General features: G+C 73.4%; 18 protein-coding genes. 7 read left to right on the forward strand and 11 right to left on the reverse strand.

Annotated features, from left to right (window positions below):
- Window positions 1-8: 8 nt before the first annotated feature.
- The gene (locus FJ658_RS10920; protein ID WP_141145425.1) at window positions 9-1,490 is read right to left on the reverse strand and encodes an MFS transporter; all 1,482 of its coding nucleotides are present in this window, start codon (window positions 1,488-1,490) and stop codon (window positions 9-11) included.
- Window positions 1,491-1,566: 76 nt separating this feature from the next.
- On the opposite strand from FJ658_RS10920, the gene FJ658_RS10925 reads away from it, so the two are divergent.
- The 5 genes from FJ658_RS10925 to FJ658_RS10945 all read left to right on the forward strand — a co-directional run bounded on the left by FJ658_RS10925 (window position 1,567) and on the right by FJ658_RS10945 (window position 5,441).
- A complete protein-coding gene (locus FJ658_RS10925) occupies window positions 1,567-2,295 on the forward strand; it encodes a Type 1 glutamine amidotransferase-like domain-containing protein (RefSeq protein WP_255447684.1) in 729 nt (242 codons plus the stop codon).
- Window positions 2,292-2,972 carry a uracil-DNA glycosylase gene (locus FJ658_RS10930; RefSeq protein WP_141145426.1) on the forward strand — a complete coding sequence of 227 codons (681 nt, stop codon included), beginning with the start codon at window positions 2,292-2,294 and terminating at the stop codon, window positions 2,970-2,972. Before FJ658_RS10925 ends, FJ658_RS10930 begins: the two co-directional genes overlap by 4 nt.
- Window positions 2,973-3,042: 70 nt before the next feature.
- Entirely contained in the window at window positions 3,043-4,002 is a 960-nt protein-coding gene (locus FJ658_RS10935) for an ATP-binding cassette domain-containing protein (protein WP_141145427.1), read from the forward strand.
- Complete coding sequence (locus FJ658_RS10940) at window positions 3,999-4,808, forward strand: ABC transporter permease (RefSeq protein ID WP_141145428.1); 810 nt, start codon at window positions 3,999-4,001, stop codon at window positions 4,806-4,808. The genes FJ658_RS10935 and FJ658_RS10940 overlap by 4 nt, the downstream gene beginning before the upstream one ends.
- 54 nt (window positions 4,809-4,862) lie before the next feature.
- Window positions 4,863-5,441 (forward strand): GNAT family N-acetyltransferase, encoded by a 579-nt coding sequence (locus tag FJ658_RS10945; protein WP_141145429.1) that lies wholly within the window; start codon window positions 4,863-4,865, stop codon window positions 5,439-5,441.
- 65 nt (window positions 5,442-5,506) lie between these two features.
- Here FJ658_RS10945 and FJ658_RS10950 read toward each other — a convergent pair whose 3' ends face one another.
- The 3 genes from FJ658_RS10950 to FJ658_RS10960 are packed head-to-tail and all read right to left on the reverse strand — an operon-like array spanning window position 5,507 to window position 7,565.
- Window positions 5,507-6,271, reverse strand: coding sequence for an ABC transporter permease (locus FJ658_RS10950; protein ID WP_141145430.1), 765 nt, complete (start codon window positions 6,269-6,271; stop codon window positions 5,507-5,509).
- A complete protein-coding gene (locus FJ658_RS10955; RefSeq protein ID WP_141145431.1) occupies window positions 6,268-7,158 on the reverse strand; it encodes an ABC transporter ATP-binding protein in 891 nt (296 codons plus the stop codon). Before FJ658_RS10955 ends, FJ658_RS10950 begins: the two co-directional genes overlap by 4 nt.
- Complete coding sequence (locus tag FJ658_RS10960; RefSeq protein WP_141145432.1) at window positions 7,155-7,565, reverse strand: GntR family transcriptional regulator; 411 nt, start codon at window positions 7,563-7,565, stop codon at window positions 7,155-7,157. Before FJ658_RS10960 ends, FJ658_RS10955 begins: the two co-directional genes overlap by 4 nt.
- Before the next feature lie 64 nt (window positions 7,566-7,629).
- Between FJ658_RS10960 and FJ658_RS10965 the strand changes: the two genes are divergently transcribed.
- Together FJ658_RS10965 and FJ658_RS10970 are read left to right on the forward strand one after the other, a co-directional pair.
- Window positions 7,630-9,045: an amidase gene (locus FJ658_RS10965; protein ID WP_141145433.1), complete on the forward strand. Its 1,416-nt coding sequence runs from the start codon at window positions 7,630-7,632 to the stop codon at window positions 9,043-9,045.
- Window positions 9,046-9,149: 104 nt separating this feature from the next.
- Window positions 9,150-9,506 (forward strand): SIP domain-containing protein, encoded by a 357-nt coding sequence (locus FJ658_RS10970; RefSeq protein WP_141145434.1) that lies wholly within the window; start codon window positions 9,150-9,152, stop codon window positions 9,504-9,506.
- A gap of 46 nt (window positions 9,507-9,552) precedes the next feature.
- On the opposite strand, the gene FJ658_RS10975 is transcribed toward FJ658_RS10970, so the two are convergent.
- From FJ658_RS10975 to FJ658_RS11005, 7 genes are all read right to left on the reverse strand, one after another.
- Window positions 9,553-10,311: an alpha/beta fold hydrolase gene (locus FJ658_RS10975; protein WP_141145857.1), complete on the reverse strand. Its 759-nt coding sequence runs from the start codon at window positions 10,309-10,311 to the stop codon at window positions 9,553-9,555.
- Window positions 10,312-10,457: 146 nt separating this feature from the next.
- Window positions 10,458-11,267, reverse strand: coding sequence for an SDR family NAD(P)-dependent oxidoreductase (locus FJ658_RS10980; protein ID WP_141145435.1), 810 nt, complete (start codon window positions 11,265-11,267; stop codon window positions 10,458-10,460).
- A complete protein-coding gene (locus tag FJ658_RS10985; RefSeq protein ID WP_255447685.1) occupies window positions 11,264-11,746 on the reverse strand; it encodes a hypothetical protein in 483 nt (160 codons plus the stop codon). Before FJ658_RS10985 ends, FJ658_RS10980 begins: the two co-directional genes overlap by 4 nt.
- Entirely contained in the window at window positions 11,713-13,137 is a 1,425-nt protein-coding gene (locus FJ658_RS10990) for an NAD(P)/FAD-dependent oxidoreductase (protein ID WP_141145436.1), read from the reverse strand. The genes FJ658_RS10985 and FJ658_RS10990 overlap by 34 nt, the downstream gene beginning before the upstream one ends.
- A gap of 54 nt (window positions 13,138-13,191) precedes the next feature.
- Window positions 13,192-14,028, reverse strand: a complete 837-nt coding sequence (locus tag FJ658_RS10995) for an arginase family protein (protein WP_141145437.1) — start codon at window positions 14,026-14,028, stop codon at window positions 13,192-13,194.
- A gap of 48 nt (window positions 14,029-14,076) precedes the next feature.
- Complete coding sequence (locus FJ658_RS11000) at window positions 14,077-14,835, reverse strand: hypothetical protein (protein ID WP_141145438.1); 759 nt, start codon at window positions 14,833-14,835, stop codon at window positions 14,077-14,079.
- On the reverse strand, window positions 14,822-15,400 hold the full coding sequence (locus tag FJ658_RS11005; RefSeq protein ID WP_141145439.1) for a sigma-70 family RNA polymerase sigma factor: 579 nt from the start codon (window positions 15,398-15,400) through the stop codon (window positions 14,822-14,824). Before FJ658_RS11005 ends, FJ658_RS11000 begins: the two co-directional genes overlap by 14 nt.
- Window positions 15,401-15,530: the final 130 nt, after the last annotated feature.

Genomic DNA, 15,530 nt, shown 5'->3' on the forward strand with positions numbered 1-15,530 from the left:
CGGAGCGATCACACCGCGGGGCTGTGCGGTTCCGCCGGCGTCGCCACGGGCGGCTGCTCCGCGTCGGAGAAGGCCGAGCGGGGCACGAGCAGCAGCGCGCCGAACGCAGCGAGGGCGCCGATCCCGCAGACGATCCAGACGGTCAGATAGCCCGCGAGCGAGGCCACCGTGACCCCGGCGCCCGTCGCGAGCACGACGCCGAAGATGCTGGAGGCGAAGCTGCCGCCGATCGTCTTGGTCGTGTTCGTCAGGCCGGTCGCGACCCCGGTCTGCCCGCGCGGCGCCGCGGCAGCCGCCGCCGAGGGCAGGGCCGCCACGAGCGCGCCGCCGCCGAGGCCCACGATCACCATGTTCGTCAGCACCTGCCAGAGCTGCAGGTGGAAGGGCACGAAGAGCAGGTAGCCCGCCGCGACGAGCAGCGCGGCGACGAGCAGCATCGAGCGCGGCCGCACCCGGCGCGAGAGGGCGGCGAAGACCGCGGCGCCGACGATGAGCGCCACGAGGTAGATGCCGATCACGATCGAGCGATCACCCGCATCCAGCCCGAGCCCGTAGCCGTTCGCCGGATCGGTGCCGGCGTAGGTCGAGAGCGGCACCTGCGCGCCGAGCACGCTGATGCCGAACAGGCCGGCCGTCAGCTGCACCGGCCACATCGCGCGGCGACCGAGCGTGCGCAGGTCGATGCCGGGGTCGGGATGCCGCAGCTCGTGCCGCGCCCACGGCACCAGCACGAGCAGGCCGGCCAGCATGCACGCCCAGACCCACCAGGCGCCGGGCCCGTTGAGCCGCAGGAACGTCAGCCCGCCCGTGATGAGGATCAGGCTCAGCGCGAGCAGGGCGAACCCGCCGCCGTCGAGCCGGCGCCCCGGCAGCGGCTCCGACTCGGGCACGCCGAACAGCACCGCGAAGAACACCAGCGAGACGACGACGGCCGGCGCGACGAGCGTCGGCGCGACCTGCTCGCCGAGCGCCGAGAACAGACGCCCGCCGCCGAGCGCGCCGGCGATCGCGCCGACCTCGAGGGCGACCACCAGCAGGCCGGCCGAGCGCCGGGTGGCCGACGCCGCCGTGCCCGTGCGCCGGCCGCGATCGAAGATCAGCGCGACCTCCAGCGGCAGCCAGACGGCCGCCACGCCCTGCAGCGACCAGGCGATGAGGAAGGTCGTGAAGTCCTGCGCGAGCACGAGCGCCCACGCGGCGAGCGCGGTGACGGCGATCGAGCCGAGCAGCAGCTTGCGGTGCCCGAACATGTCGCCCAGCTTCGCCAGCAGCGGCACCGTCGCGGCCGCGAGCAGCAGCTGGCCGGCCTCGAACCAGTTGAAGTCGGCGTCGTGGATGCCGAGATGCCGCACGATGTCGCTGATCAACGGCACGTAGTAGCCCTGCAGGATGCCGCTCGCCAGCTCGACCAGGAACAGGAACCCGACGAGCGAGAAGGTGACCGCGCCCAGCCCGCGCGAGGGAGCGACGGGTGGCGGGGTCGTGACCATGAACGGATGCTAGGGCCGAGCAGACCTCAGCCGCACCCTCCGCGCCGATAGCCTGGCTCGGACGGAAGGAGCCCGGGTGAGCATCCATCTGGTGGGCGGAGGCTGGCGCGAGTCCGGCGACCCCGAGGTGTACGGGCGGTTCATCGCCGAGGCGTCGGCGCGCGCGGCGGGCAGCTCGCGCATGGTGCCGCGGCTCGGCGTGATCGTCGTGGCCGAGGAGGACGCCGATGATGGCGAGGTGCGCCGTTCCTATCGCGCCGCGCTCGAGGCGGTCGGCCCGTGCGATCCGATCGTCACGGTCGTCGCCGAGGGGGAGCAGCTGCCGAGCTCGGTGCTCTCGGATATCGACGGCCTCCTGGTCGGCGGCGGTCTCACTCCGGCCTACCACCACGCCCTCGAACCGCTCTACGACGAGGTGCGGCTGCTCGTGGCCGACGGCCTGCCGTACCTCGGCTTCTCGGCCGGCGCGATGATCGCCGCCGAGCACGCGCTCATCGGCGGCTGGCGCATCGACGGCATCCCGGTCTGCCCCTCCGAGTCCGCGGAGGACCTCGAGGAGGTCACGATCGTCTCTGGGCTCGGCCTCGTCGACCTGGCGATCGACGTGCACGCCGCCCAGTGGGGCACGCTCTCGCGGCTCGTCGCGGCGACCCAGGCCGGCCTGGTTCCCGGCGGCGTCGCGATCGACGAGGGCACGGTGCTGATCGTCGGCGACGAGCTCGCCGTGGCGGGGGCGGGCAACGTCTGGCAGATCGTCGAGACCGACGACGGCGTCGCCGTGGCGACGCTCGGGGGAGGCGAGTGACCGCCGCGCCGCTCGCCGAGCTCGTCGACCCGGGCTGGGCGCGCGCGCTCGCCCCGGTCGAGTCGCGGGTGCACGAGATGGGGGAGTTCCTGCGCGCCGAGACGGCGGCCGGGCGGCGCTACCTGCCGGCCGGCGACGCCGTGCTGAAGGCATTCACCCGCCCCTTCGACGCCGTGCGCGTGCTCATCGTCGGGCAGGACCCGTATCCGACGCCCGGTCATCCCATCGGCCTGTCGTTCGCGGTCGACCGCGACGTGCGGCCGATCCCGCGCAGCCTCGGCAACATCTACCGCGAGCTGCGCGACGATCTCGGCGTGACCACGCCCGAGCACGGCGACCTCACCGCCTGGGCCGACCAGGGCGTGCTGCTGCTCAACCGCGTGCTGACGGTGCGGGCCGGCTCGGCCGCCTCGCACCGCGGCAAGGGCTGGGAGGCGGTCACCGAGCGGGCGATCCAGACGCTCGTCGCCCGACCGCAGCCGCTCGTGGCGATCCTCTGGGGCCGGGATGCGGGCACGCTGCGGCCGATGCTCGGCGACACCCCGATCATCGCGTCCGCGCACCCCAGCCCGCTGTCGGCATCGTCGGGGTTCTTCGGGTCGAAGCCGTTCAGCCGAGCGAACGCGGCCCTCGAGGCGCAGGGCGCCGCGCCCGTGGACTGGCGCATCCCCGGCTGACCGCGTCACCCCGTCCTCATCCCCACGGGATTCCCAGGGCCGCGACCCTGAGCGATGCTTGACTCGGAGCATGGTCTCTGGCGCCGTCATCGAGTTCTCGCATCTGACCAAGCGCTTCGGCGGCGTCGCGGCCGTCGACGATCTGAGCTTCCGCGTCGAGCCCGGTGTGGTGACGGGCTTCCTCGGCCCGAACGGCGCGGGCAAGACGACGACGCTGCGGTCGCTGCTCGGCCTCGTGCGTCCGACGAGCGGCAGCGCCACCTTCGACGGGCGTCCCTACGCTCAGCTCGCCGACCCGCTGCGCGTCGTCGGCACCGCGCTCGAGGCCTCGAGCTTCCACGCCGGGCGCAGCGCGCGCGACCACCTGCGCGTGGCGGCCGCGGCCGCCGGACTGCCTCTCGCCTCCGCCGACGCCGCGCTCGTCAAGGTCGGCCTCGACTCGGTGGCGCGGCGCCGCGTCGGCGGCTTCTCGCTCGGCATGCGCCAGCGCCTCGGCCTCGCCTTCGCGCTGCTCGGCGACCCGGGCGTGCTCGTGCTCGACGAGCCCATCAACGGCCTCGACCCCGAGGGCATCCGCTGGATCCGCGAGCTGCTGCGCGCTTACGCCGCCGAGGGCCGCACGGTGCTCGTGTCGTCGCACCTGCTGAGCGAGGTGCAGCAGACGGTCGACCGCGCGGTCGTCATCGCGCGCGGCCGCATCGTCTACCAGGGCGACCTCGCCGCCATGTCGGCCGGGGGCGGTGCGCGGGTGCGCGTGGATGCGGCGGACCGCCCGGCGCTCGGCGCGGCACTCGCCGGCGCCGTCGTCGCAGCCGGGGCCGACGGCTTCGTCGTCACCGGGCTCGAGCCGGGCGAGATCGGCCTGCGCGCTCACCGCGCCGGCGTGCCGCTCACCCTGCTCGCCCCCGAACGCGACGGTCTCGAAGATGTCTTCCTTCACCTGGTCGGCGCCGATCCGGCGGCGGCGCATGCGGCCGGGGGCGATGCGGTCGGACCCTCCGCTCACGGCCCGGGGGAGGTGCGCCGATGAGCGCGCTCCGCTCCTTCCGCTCCGAGCTGATCAAGCTGCGCACCGTGCGCTCGACCTGGCTGCTCGCCCTCGTGATGCTGCTCTATGTCGGCGTCAGTGCCGGCGGCTTCGCCGCGATCGCGGGCGCCGCGAGCGACCAGCAGAACAGCCCCTTCGCGGCCGGCGGCATCGACGTCGCCCCGCTCGTGTACAGCCTGGCGACCTCGGTCGGCTACGTCTTCCTGGTTCTCGTCGGAGCGCTGGCCGTCACGACCGAGTTCCGGTTCCAGACCCTCACCCCGACGCTGCTCGCGACACCGCGCCGCGCCTCGGTGCTCGTCGGCAAACTCGCGGCGGGAGTCGTCGTCGGCATCGTCTTCGCGCTGGTCGGCCTCGTCGCGACCGTCGGAATCGGGGGCGGACTGCTCGCGGTGTTCGGCATCGACACCGAACTCGGCGACGGCGACACCTGGGCGCTGCTCGGCCGCATCGTGCTCGCGATGGTGCTCTGGAGCCTGATCGGCGTCGGACTCGGCACCCTGCTGCCGAATCAGGTGGTCGTGATCGTGGTCGTGCTCGCCTTCACGCAGTTCATCGAGCCGATCCTGCGTGTCGCGTCGGCCTTCGCCGACTGGACGGCCGAGATCGGCCGCTTCCTGCCCGGCGCCGCCGGCGACGCGCTGGTCGGGTCGAGTCTCTTCACCTCGATCAGCGGGGGAGCCGCGGATCCGCTCGAGCAGTGGCAAGGTGGTCTCGTGCTCCTCGGCATCGCCGCGGTGCTCACGATCGCGGGGTCGCTCACCACCTGGCGCCGCGACGTCACCTGATCACGCCGGCCGCGCGGACATCCCGGCGCTCGGCCGACCGGCGAGGGGATGCGGATGCTCGAAGAGGAATACAACCCGCGCCGTCAGCTGCCCCGGCACCTGCGCCCGGCCGCTCCGGCCGAGCCGGAGTTCTCCTACGAGCTGCGCGCCGCCGAGGCGAGCGACGTTCCCGACATGCTCGAGATCTACAACCACTACGTCGCCAACACGACGGTCACCTTCGACGAGGACCCGCAGACCCTGAAGGAGATGCGGGCGAAACTGGCCGCGGTGCGCAAGCTGGGCTACCCGTGGATCGTCGCCGTGACCCCGTCGAAGCAGCTCATCGGCTACGCCTACGTCTTCCCGTGGAAGCCGAAGGCGGCCTACCGCTTCACGGTCGAGAACTCGATCTACCTGCGGCCCGCATCCACGGGCAAGGGCCTCGGCAAGGTGCTGCTGGCCGAGCTCATCACCCAGTCGAAGGCGGCCGGGATCAAGGAGATCATCGCGGTCATCGCCGACCGTGGCGCCGACGCCTCGATCGCGATGCACGAGCGCTTCGGCTTCAAGCAGATCGGCCACATGGGCAAGGTCGGCTTCAAGTTCGGGCGCTGGCTCGGCACGGTGCTGCTGCAGAAGTCGCTCAAGTAGCCGGATCTCACGACGAGAGGCCCGCATCCGAGGAATGGATGCGGGCCTCTCGTGTGCGGCTCTGCTCAGCCGCGGGGCGTCGCCCTCCGCAGCAGCGCCCAGCCGGCGACCGCGAGCAGCGCGGTGAGCACGAGGCTCCACAGCGCGACCCCGAGCGGACCCGACGCCACAAACCACGCGCCGACGGCCGGCCAGTTCGCGGTGAGGGTCACGATGAAGCCCAGGCCGACGAGCACGAACGCGAGCCCGACGAGCATGACCGTGACGCCGAGCGCCTTCCAGCGCACGAACACGGCGGCGGCCGCAGTTCCGGCGAAGAAGAAGAACAGGAACGCGCAGAACACGATCACCGCGCGGCCCACCGGCTCCTCGCCGTAGTAGATCGCCGTGAACATGCGCACGTTCATGCCCCAGCCGCGCGTCGCCTGCTCGATCGCGCCGAGCACGAGGAACAGGATCGACCAGGCCACCGAGAACAGCACCCAGGTCACGGCCGAGCCGAGGTAGTAGTCGCGGCGCGTCACGCCGAGCCCGAGGGCGTAGGCGAAGGTCGCGTTCATGGCCTGCACGGCCACGACCATCATGTAGACGAAGATGTAGAACGAGGTGCCGCTGTACTGGAACCCCTTCGAGAAGCTCGCGGCCGCCGAGCTGTCGCCGGTGCCGATCACGATCATCAGGGCGATCGCGATCATGACGGCGAACATCGCGGTGAGCACGAGCAGGGGCACCACGATGACGGTCATCGGGTTGGCCAGGTGCAGTCGCACGATGTCGCCGAGGCGACGCGACAGCCGGGGCGTGGACGGGGTGAGGGTCGCGGTGGTCATGCGCTCTTCTCGAATTCCTTCTCGCTGGTTCCGGTGAGTCGCACGACGAGCTGCTGCAGCGACACGGGGGCGAGCTCGAGGCCCGCGGCCGCGGCGTCGCGCCGCTCGTCGGCGTCGAGGCCGGCGACGGTCACCGAGGCGAGACCCCCGATGCCCTCGCGGCCGAGCACCTCGCGGGTGCCCACGAAGGCGTCGACCGCGGTGCGCGGCCCGACGACGGTGGTGGCCGAGCCGCGCAGGGTCTCGGCGTCCTCGTCGACGATGATGCGGCCGTCGTCGATCACGACGACGTGCTCGAGCAGGTTCGCGACCTCGTCGATCAGGTGCGTCGAGAGCACGATCGTGCGCGGGTGCTCGCTGTAGTCCTCGAGCAGGCGGTCGTAGAACAGCTGGCGGGCCACCGCATCCAGGCCCAGGTAGGGCTCGTCGAAGAAGGTCAGCGGGGCGCGACCGGCGAGGCCGACGATCACGCCGACGGCGCTGAGCTGGCCGCGCGAGAGCTTCTTGATGCGGCGCTTCACCGGCAGTCGGAACTCCTCGACGAGGCGGTCGGCGAACTCCTGATCCCAGTGCGGCAGGAACCGCGGCGCGGTGGCGAGCACGTGGCGCACCTGGAAGTCCTCGGGGTAGCGCTGGCTCTCGCGGATGAACGAGACGTGCGAGAGCACGTCGGCGTTCTCGACGGGGGACTGGCCGAATACCTCGATCGTGCCGGCCGAGGCGAACTCCTGGCCGGTCAGCAGCGACATGAGTGTCGTCTTGCCCGCGCCGTTGCGGCCCAGAAGGCCGTGGATGCGGTTCTGCTCGAACTCGATCGAGACGTCGTCGACCGCGGTGACGTCGCCGTAGTGACGGCTGAGTCCGCGGGTTCTCACGACGGCGGTCATGAGGTGCTCCTCTCGGTGATCATGGTGCTCAGCTGCTCGGGGGTGATGCCGAGCTTGGCGGCCTCGGCGAGCAGCGGCGTGACGTACTGGTCGGCGAAGCGCGTGCGGCGATCGTCGATGAGGCGGGCGCGAGCGCCCTCGGCGACGAACATCCCGATTCCTCTCCTCTTGTAGAGCACGCCGGCTTCGACGAGCAGATTGACGCCCTTGCCGGCGGTGGCGGGGTTGATGCGGTGGAAGGCGGCGAACTCGTTGGTCGAGGGGACCTGGGTCTCCTCGGGCAGCTGCCCGGAGATGATGTCGTTCTCGATCTGCTCGGCGATCTGCAGGAAGATCGGGCGACCCTCATCCACGGATCTGCTCGATCCGCGCGCGAACCGTGCAGCAGCCTTGGCTGGTTGGTTCATTAGTCATGTAACGAACCAATCAGGCGATCGAGGGTCTGTCAACCCCCGGCCCTAGGCTCGACGCGTGTTCGAGCTGCATCACCTCAGCGCCGTCGACCAGCTCGACTGGCTCCGCCGTGGCGAGATCGCGCCGCGCGAGCTGGTCGATCACTACCTCGCCCGCATCGAGCGCCTGGATGCGGGCCTCGGCGCCTTCGTGACCGTCACGCCCGAGACCGCGCGAGCCCGCGCCGAGCAGCTGGCGGCGCAGCCCGGCCGCGCCGCCGCCCTGTGGGGCCTCCCGCTCGCCGACAAGGACCTCACCGCCCGCGCCGGCGTGCCGACCGGCTACGGCTCCCGCGCCTTCGCCGGCTACGTGCCCGAGAAGAGCGACGAGCTCGCCGATGCCCTCGACGCGACGGGCGGCATCAGCCTCGGCAAGACCAACGCCCCCGAATTCGGCATGCCCAGCTACACCGAGTCGCTCGCCGCTCCGCCGGCCCGCACGCCGTGGGACACCACGCGCGGCGCCGGCGGCTCGAGCGGCGGCGCGGCCGTCGCCGTGTCGGCCGGGCTGCTGCCGGTCGCCCCCGGAACCGACGGGGGCGGCAGCGTGCGCATCCCGGCCGCCGCCACCGGGCTCGTCGGTCTCAAGCCCTCGCGCGGGCGCATCCCGGCCGGTAGCGGCCTCGACAGCCTCGGGGGACTCGTCGTGCCCGGCCCGCTCGCGCGCACCGTCGCCGACGCGGCCCTCCTGCTGGATGCGCTGATCGGCGCGAGCGAGCCCGATCACGCGACCGTCGCCCCCAGCTGGGACGGCGGCGCCTACCTCAACGCCGCCGTGCGCGGCGAGGGGCGGTTCCAGATCGGCGTCACGCGCTGGTCGCCATGGTCGGCGTCGTACGAGATCGCGCCCGAGCCCGAGAGCGACGACGCCCTCGCGGTCGCGCTGCGCGAGCTGGATGCGCTGGGTCACGGCCTCGAGGAGTTCGACCCCGATCCCGAGCCCGACTACGCCGCCGCGTTCCGCGCCGTGTGGCAGGGCGGCGCGGCCGGCATCCCGGTCGAGGGGGAGCGGATGGAGCTTCTGGAGCCGCTCACTCGCTGGCTGATCGGCGTCGGCCGCGAGCTGCCCGCCCGCGACCTCGCGCGGGCGCTGTCGTGGCTCAGCGCCTTCGAGCGGCGGGTCATCCGCCGCTTCGCGAGCTACGACGCCGTGCTCACGCCGACCCTGGCGATGACGCCGCGGCCGCTCGGCTGGTACGACGCGGAGGATCCGGAGCGCAACTTCGCCCAGCAGTGCGCCTACACGCCGTGGACGAGCTTCGTGAACGTCGTCGGCCTTCCCGCGATCACCCTGCCCGTGCACGAGACCGCCGACGGGCTGCCGATGGGCGTGCAGCTGATCGGGCGACCCGGGCGGGAGGACGTGCTGCTCGCGATCGGCGCGCAGCTGGAGCGGCGCCTGCACTGGGAGCGACGGCACCCGCCGCAGTGGTGAGCCGGCGCGGACGACGCGGTCGCCGACGTCGCTCCCGGATGCGGCGATCTCCCAGCCGCGACAGGGATGCGGAACAGTTTAGGTAAGCCTATACTTGCCCCATCATGCTCCTCTCCGACGTCCTGGCCGCTGCCGTCAGCTGGCAGCCCGCCGACGGCGACACGATCCTGCTCGCCGCCGACGAGACGGATCTGCCCGTGATCGAGACCCTCGTGGCGACGCTGCCGGCTCGGGCCCGCGGCCGTGTCTTCGTCGAGGTCGAGTCGGAGAGCCGCATCGGGCACCTCGAGACGCCGGGACGCGTCTGCGTCAGCTGGCTCGTGCGCGAGCGCGGTCAGTCGCTGCGCACCGCGGTCGACGCCTACCTGGCCGAGATGCTGCCGCTGGAGCTCGAGCAGGAGCACCGCGTCTACGCCTGGATCGCGGGCGAGCGGTCGGCGCACGCCATCACCTCGGCCTGACCGGGTCGTCGCTCCCGCCGCGCTTGATGCTCCATCGCGCGGGCGCTCAGTCGCGCGTCACGAATTCCACGCCCGCCTGACGGAACTCCCGCGCGACCGGCGCGTTGAAGTGGTTGCGGCGCGGGATCTCGATGAACTCGCCCTGCGGTGTCGCGGCAGCGAGCGCGCGCGACTTCTCGATGATGGAGTCCTCGCTGCCGGTCGCGAACAGCACCGGCTGCTGCGGCGGGTCGGCCGGGTCGGGCTGCAGGCCGCCGCGCATCCCGCCGACCAGCGCGACGAGCGCGGCCAGGTCGTTGCCGGCGACGCCGCCGGCCATCGTCAGATAGGCCTGCGTGAGCCGATCCCCGACGGGCGTGCCGTGGTCGACGAAGGCGCGGGCCTCATCCACTCGGAACCGGGTGAGCGGGTCGCCGTCGGGGATGCCCCCGAGCACCAGGCGGGTCAGCCGCTCGGGGATCTCGAGCGCGGCGTGCCAGCCGACGCGGGCGCCGAGCGAGTAGCCGACGTAGGCGCACTCGTCGATCATGTAGGTGTCGAGCACGTCGACGACGTCATCGACGAGCGCCTGCATCGAGTACGCCTCCGACTCGTGCGGTCGCCCGCTCGCGCCGTGCCCGCGCTGGTCGAGGGCGATCACCCGCACCCCGGCTCGACCGAGCTCGCGCACCCAGCCCGTCGCGAGCCAGTTCGCGCGGGCGCTCGAGGCGAAGCCGTGCACGGCCAGCACGGTCGGCGCGCGCTCGTCGAGGCCCTCGGCCTCGCCGAAGTCGTAGGTCGCGATGGGCAGGCCGTCGCGGGACATCACGGAGCGGGGTGCAGGGCCGTCGGGTACGAGACTCACAGGCCACCACGCTAGCGGGACTCGTGCGCCGAGACGGGCCGGGCGCCCGGTGTCGCGACGCTCAGCAGGACCGAATCGTGACGTTCAGCGCGACCGAGCTGCGGCGGTCAGGCCGACGGGATGCGCGCCGCCAGCCGCTCGAGCGACTCCCACAGCCGCGCGCCCTCCGCCGGGTCCTCCGCCTGCGCCGACAGCCGGCCCTCGGGCTTCAGCCGGTCGAAGTAGGTGCCGTTCGGGATGCCGCCGAGCTCAGCGGTCGCGAGGAAGATCAGCGGCGACGCGCCCTCCTCGGGGCTGCCGGCGACGCGGGCGACGACCGGGGCGACGACGCTCTGGTCGAGGCCGGCGAAGCGGCTCGCGATGAAGCCGGGGTGGAACGAGTAGCTCTCGAGCCCCGTGCGCCGCGCGAGCTCCTTTGCGAGCATGATGTCGGCGCGCTTGGCGGCTCCGTAGGCGGGCCAGCCGCGCATCCACGGGCGCCCCGCCCGCCCCGGATTGACCGGATCGACCGCGCCGAAGCCCTGCGCGACGCTGCCCGTGAAGAGCACGCGCGTGCCGCTCGCGGTCAGGGTCGGCAGCAGCTCGGTCGTCAGCACGAAGGGCGCGAGCACGTTGCGTTGCCAGGTCACATCGACGCCGTCGGGCGTCTGCTCGCGCACCGGGTGCAGGCCGCCGGCGTTGTTGGCCAGCACGTCGATGCGCTCGTGGGCCTCGGCGAGCTCGCGGGCCAGACGCCGCACGTCGGCGAGCGAGTCGAAGTCGGCGAGGTGGTGCGTGCCGCCGATCGCCTCGGCGACCTGACGGGTGCGATCGGGGTCGCGTCCGACGACGACGACCTCGTGCCCCTCGGCGGCGAGCGCGAGCGCGGCGGCGCGCCCGATCCCCGAGCTGGCACCGGTGATGACGATCGTGCTCATGCGTAGCCTCCGTCGGCGAGTCCGGCTTCGACCTCGAAGCGATTGGTGCGGGCATCCTGCCCGGCGGCGAGATACAGCGGGATGAACGCCAGCCCGTAGTGCCGCCACTGCGCGCGGTGCACGGCCTCGTGCCGCAGCACCCGCTCGTCGACGTTATCCCGGGTGAGGTAGATCGCGCCGATCGTGGAGCCGCCGCGGCCGAACGCCCAGGCGGGCAGCCCGGCGCAGACGACCACGCCCCCGCGCGAGCGCGGCTCGACGGCGAGCAGTATCGCCGCGCCCCAGATCCACCCGCACGCCGTCGCGAACGCGTAGCCGGGCAGCGCCACGACGGGGGCGAGCAGCAGCGCGCGCAGCCAGCGCACGCGGGCGACGGCGACGCAGAGGCGCGCGAGCCGACTCGGGTCGCGCGAGCTCGGCTCGTCGCCCGTCAGGTCGTCGCCCGTCAGGTCGTCGGGCGGCCGAACGACTCGAGCCACCGCAGCCACACCTCGCTCACGGTGGGATACGGCGGCACGGCGTGCCAGAGCCGGTCGATCGGCACCTCGCCGACGATCGCGATCGTGGCGGCGTGCAGCAGCTCGCCGACCGCCGGACCGACGAGCGTCACGCCGACCAGCAGGCCGCGGTCCTCGTCGACGATCGCACGCGACGCCCCCTGGTAGTCGTCGGACTGAGTCGACGCGCCGGCGACCCACGCGAGGTCGTAGTCGATCACGCGCACCGCGAGTCCCGCATCCCGCGCGGTCTTCTCGGTGTGGCCGACGGCGGCGACCTCGGGATGCGCGAACACGACCTGCGGCACGGCGCTGTGGTCGGCCGTGGCGACGTGGACGCCCCACGGCGCGTCGTCGACCGGGCGGCCCTGCGCGCGCGCGGCGATCACATCGCCGGCGGCGCGCGCCTGGTACTTGCCCTGGTGCGTGAGCAGCGCGCGGTGGTTGACGTCGCCGACGCCGTAGAGCCAGTCGACGCCGCGCACCCGCAGCGTGTCGTCGACGTCGAGCCAGGCGCCCGGCTCGAGGCCGACCCTCTCGAGTCCGAGGTCCGCGGTGTGCGGCACGCGCCCGGTCGCGACCAGCACCTCGTCGGCGGCCACCGTGCTGCCGTCGCCGAGCTCGATGATCTTGTCGGCGCCGTCACGGCGCGCGGCGACGACGTCGACGCCGGTGCGCACGGTCGCGCCCAGCTCGCGCAGCCCCGCCTCGACCGCGTCGGCGGCGAAGGCCTCCAGCCCGCCGAGCAGCCCGCCGCGCGCGAGCACGGTCACCTCGCTGCCGAAGCCGGCGTAGGCGGTCGCCATCTCGACGCCGACCACGCCGCCGCCGATCACGATCAGCCGTCGCGGCACCTCGTGCGCGCTGGTCGCCTCACGGCTCGTCCACGGCTCGAGCTCGGCGAGGCCGGGCACGTGCGGCAGCAGCGCCGCCGACCCGGTGGCCACGACGACGGCGTGACGCGCCGTGATGACCGTCGTCGTGCCGTCCTCGGCCGTCACAGTCACCTCGCGCTCGCCGCTCAGCCGCGCGTGGCCGCGCACCAGGTCGATGCCCGCGCCCTGCAGCCACTCGACCTGGGAGGAGTCGTTCCAGTCGTGGGTCATCGCATCCCGGCGGCGCAGCACGCCCGCGACGTCGAGCTCGCCCGTCACGGCCTGCTTCGCGCCGTCGACCGCGCGCGCCTCGCGCAGCACCGCCGCGCTGCGCAGCAGCGCCTTCGAGGGCATGCACGCCCAGTAGGAGCACTCGCCGCCGACCAGCTCGGCCTCGACGATCACCGTCTCGAGGCCGCCCTGCACGGTGCGGTCGGCCACGTTCTCGCCCACGGCGCCGGCTCCGATGACGATGACGTCGGTCTCGCGTGTCTGCATGGTCGTCACGCTACGCGGGTCGGGCGACGCCGCGCCGGGCGTCGGGGGAGTCGTTCAGGAACCCGCCGGTCGCGCATCCGCCCCGCCGCGGGCCAGCGCGCCGATGATGCGCAGCAGCGTGCCTGCGTCATCGGAGACCGCCTCGGCGTCGGCGGGCGAGTACTGCGTCAGCCCGGCGCCGGCGAGCGTGAAGCGGTCGCGCAGCGCGCGGATCGCGCTCAGCAGGGTGTCGGTGGTGACGCCGAAGGGCTCGGGGCCGGCGATGCCCTGCAGCTCGGCCGGGTCGAGCACGTCGACGTCGACGTGCAGGTAGACGCTCGTCGCGCCCGTGGCCGCGACGGCGGCGACGAGCGCCGCCGGGTCGGCGAGGCGATCCGCCCGCACGACCGGCACGTGGTTCTGCGCGATCCACTCGTCCTCGGCGTCGTCGACGCTGCGGACGCCGGCGAGCACGACGCGCGCGGGGTCCACGACCCCGTCGTCGGCGAGCGCGCGCAGCACCATCCCGTTGAAGTCGCCGCTCGGCGAGCTCGCGGCGTCGTTGGCGTCGGGATGCGCATCCAGCCAGACGAGGGCGGGCGGGGCGTCTCCGGCGCGCCGTGCGGCGTGGGCGACCCCGGCGTAGTCGGCCGCGCAGTCGCCGCCGATCAGCACGACCGGATCTGTCAGGTGCGCCACGGCGTCGGCGAAGCGCTCGCGCACGATGCGCAGCGAGCTGAAGCGGTGAACGCCCGTGCCCTCGCGATCGCCCGCCTCGAGCGGCACCTCGAGGGTCGTGGTGGCGCCGGGCGGCAGATCGTCGCGGATCGCGAGCGCCCCGTCGATGAGGCGCATCGCGCGCGCGGAACCGGATCCCTGCCACTCGGGCACGACGACGAAGCTGACCGCCATCCGCCCACTGTAGGCCGCTCGGACCGCGCGCGGTCGGCGCGACCCTCGTCAGCCGATCGCGACGTCGACGGGCCGGCTCACGACCGCCCGCGTGACGCCGCTGTCGAGCACCACCCGCACGGCCGCGACGGCGGCGTAGTCGCCCGCGCCGATCGCGCCGGCGGGACAGCCGTCGAGCTCGAGCGAGACGGGGATGTCGAGGCCGGCCCCCGGCGCCAGATCGACGGCGAGGACCGACTGGATGTCCGGGCTCGTGTGCACCGTGGCGAACCGCCCGCCGGCGGCGAGCCCCGACTGCGCGACGGCGGGCGTGGAGCCGGTGATCGACGTCGACCCGGTGTTGGTCAGCGTCGCGACGCCGGTCAGCGGCTGGCCGGAAGCCCCGCCGGCAGGAGGATCGAGGCGCAGGACGAGGGTCAGACCGGTGCCGCCGGGGTCGGGCACCGCCGCGCCGCAGCGCAGCAGCAGGCCGCTTCCGCTCAGCGTGTCGCCGTCGCCATCGCGGTCTCCATCGCCGCTCAGCGGCTTCGCCGTCGACCGGTCGGGGGCGGCGCCCGCGCCCGAGTCCTCGGCGCGCTCGCTCGCGGAGGAGCCCGCGGATCCGGCGGTCATCGCCCCGCCACCGAGGCTGAGCGCGCTCACGGCCGGCACCGCGAGCGCCACGACCAGCAGCGCGGCCGCACCGCCCACCAGGGCCACGCGCGGGCGCCGGCGCGAGCGGGACCGGCGCAGCACCGCATCCAGATCGATCTCGCCGCCGCCGGCGTCGTCATCGCGCAGCCGGGATCTCAGCTCAGACTCGTCCACGACGGTCTCCTTCCCGGCGCCGGGCGCCGTTGCGCGCCGGTCGCGGCGCCGTCCCCGTGCGGTCTTCGGCGGTGCCGTCGTCGGCCAGCGCGATCGCCATCTTCGCCAGCCCGTCGCTGAGGTAGCGCTTGACGGTCCCCGCGCTGATGCCGAGCGTCGTCGCGATGTCGTCGACCTTGAGGTCGTCGTAGTACCGCAGCACGAGGCACGCCCGCTCGCGGGGCGAGAGACGCTCCAGCTCGCGGTGCAGGTCGAGGCGCGCATCCACGCCGCCCGCCGGCGAGGGCTGCTCGTCGGGCCGGTACTCGAGCGGCGCGATCGCCCTCCACCGAGTGGAGCGCCGCGCCCGGTCGAGCCAGAGCGTCATGATCGCCCGCCGCACATAGGGCTCGGCGTTCTCGACCGTGAAGCCGTTGCGCAGCCGGCCGAAGGTCTTGACCAGCGCATCCTGCACCAGGTCGGGGGCCTCGTCGCGGCGTCCGCTCACGAGCGTGGCGTAGCGCAGCAGAGACGCGCCGCGCACGCGCACGAGCTCGGCGACCACCGCCTCCCAGTCCCGCGCCATGCGCCGCACCTCCGTCGTCGAAGCGAGGATCGGACGACCCTCACTGTCTCAGACGGGTGGATGCGTCGGAACGTTGGGATGCGGCACCGAGACATGCCGAGCGCCCGGCGACCCGATCGACGCTGATCGG

Origin of the sequence: Schumannella sp. 10F1B-5-1 (genome assembly GCF_006517535.1) — a bacterium.
GTDB lineage: Bacteria > Actinomycetota > Actinomycetes > Actinomycetales > Microbacteriaceae > Schumannella.

Excerpts from the sequence above, each read along its gene's own strand:
- FJ658_RS10980 (WP_141145435.1), bottom strand. The coding sequence starts at position 11,267 with ATGAGCACGATCGTCATCACCGGTGCCAGCTCGGGGATCGGGCGCGCC.
- FJ658_RS10920 (WP_141145425.1), bottom strand. The coding sequence starts at position 1,490 with ATGGTCACGACCCCGCCACCCGTCGCTCCCTCGCGCGGGCTGGGCGCG.
- FJ658_RS11005 (WP_141145439.1), bottom strand. The coding sequence starts at position 15,400 with ATGGCGCGGGACTGGGAGGCGGTGGTCGCCGAGCTCGTGCGCGTGCGC.
- FJ658_RS10945 (WP_141145429.1), top strand. The coding sequence starts at position 4,863 with ATGCTCGAAGAGGAATACAACCCGCGCCGTCAGCTGCCCCGGCACCTG.
- FJ658_RS10935 (WP_141145427.1), top strand. The coding sequence starts at position 3,043 with ATGGTCTCTGGCGCCGTCATCGAGTTCTCGCATCTGACCAAGCGCTTC.
- FJ658_RS10950 (WP_141145430.1), bottom strand. The coding sequence starts at position 6,271 with ATGACCACCGCGACCCTCACCCCGTCCACGCCCCGGCTGTCGCGTCGC.
- FJ658_RS10955 (WP_141145431.1), bottom strand. The coding sequence starts at position 7,158 with ATGACCGCCGTCGTGAGAACCCGCGGACTCAGCCGTCACTACGGCGAC.
- FJ658_RS10940 (WP_141145428.1), top strand. The coding sequence starts at position 3,999 with ATGAGCGCGCTCCGCTCCTTCCGCTCCGAGCTGATCAAGCTGCGCACC.
- FJ658_RS10970 (WP_141145434.1), top strand. The coding sequence starts at position 9,150 with ATGCTCCTCTCCGACGTCCTGGCCGCTGCCGTCAGCTGGCAGCCCGCC.
- FJ658_RS10960 (WP_141145432.1), bottom strand. The coding sequence starts at position 7,565 with ATGAACCAACCAGCCAAGGCTGCTGCACGGTTCGCGCGCGGATCGAGC.
- FJ658_RS10990 (WP_141145436.1), bottom strand. The coding sequence starts at position 13,137 with ATGCAGACACGCGAGACCGACGTCATCGTCATCGGAGCCGGCGCCGTG.
- FJ658_RS10995 (WP_141145437.1), bottom strand. The coding sequence starts at position 14,028 with ATGGCGGTCAGCTTCGTCGTCGTGCCCGAGTGGCAGGGATCCGGTTCC.
- FJ658_RS10975 (WP_141145857.1), bottom strand. The coding sequence starts at position 10,311 with ATGTCCCGCGACGGCCTGCCCATCGCGACCTACGACTTCGGCGAGGCC.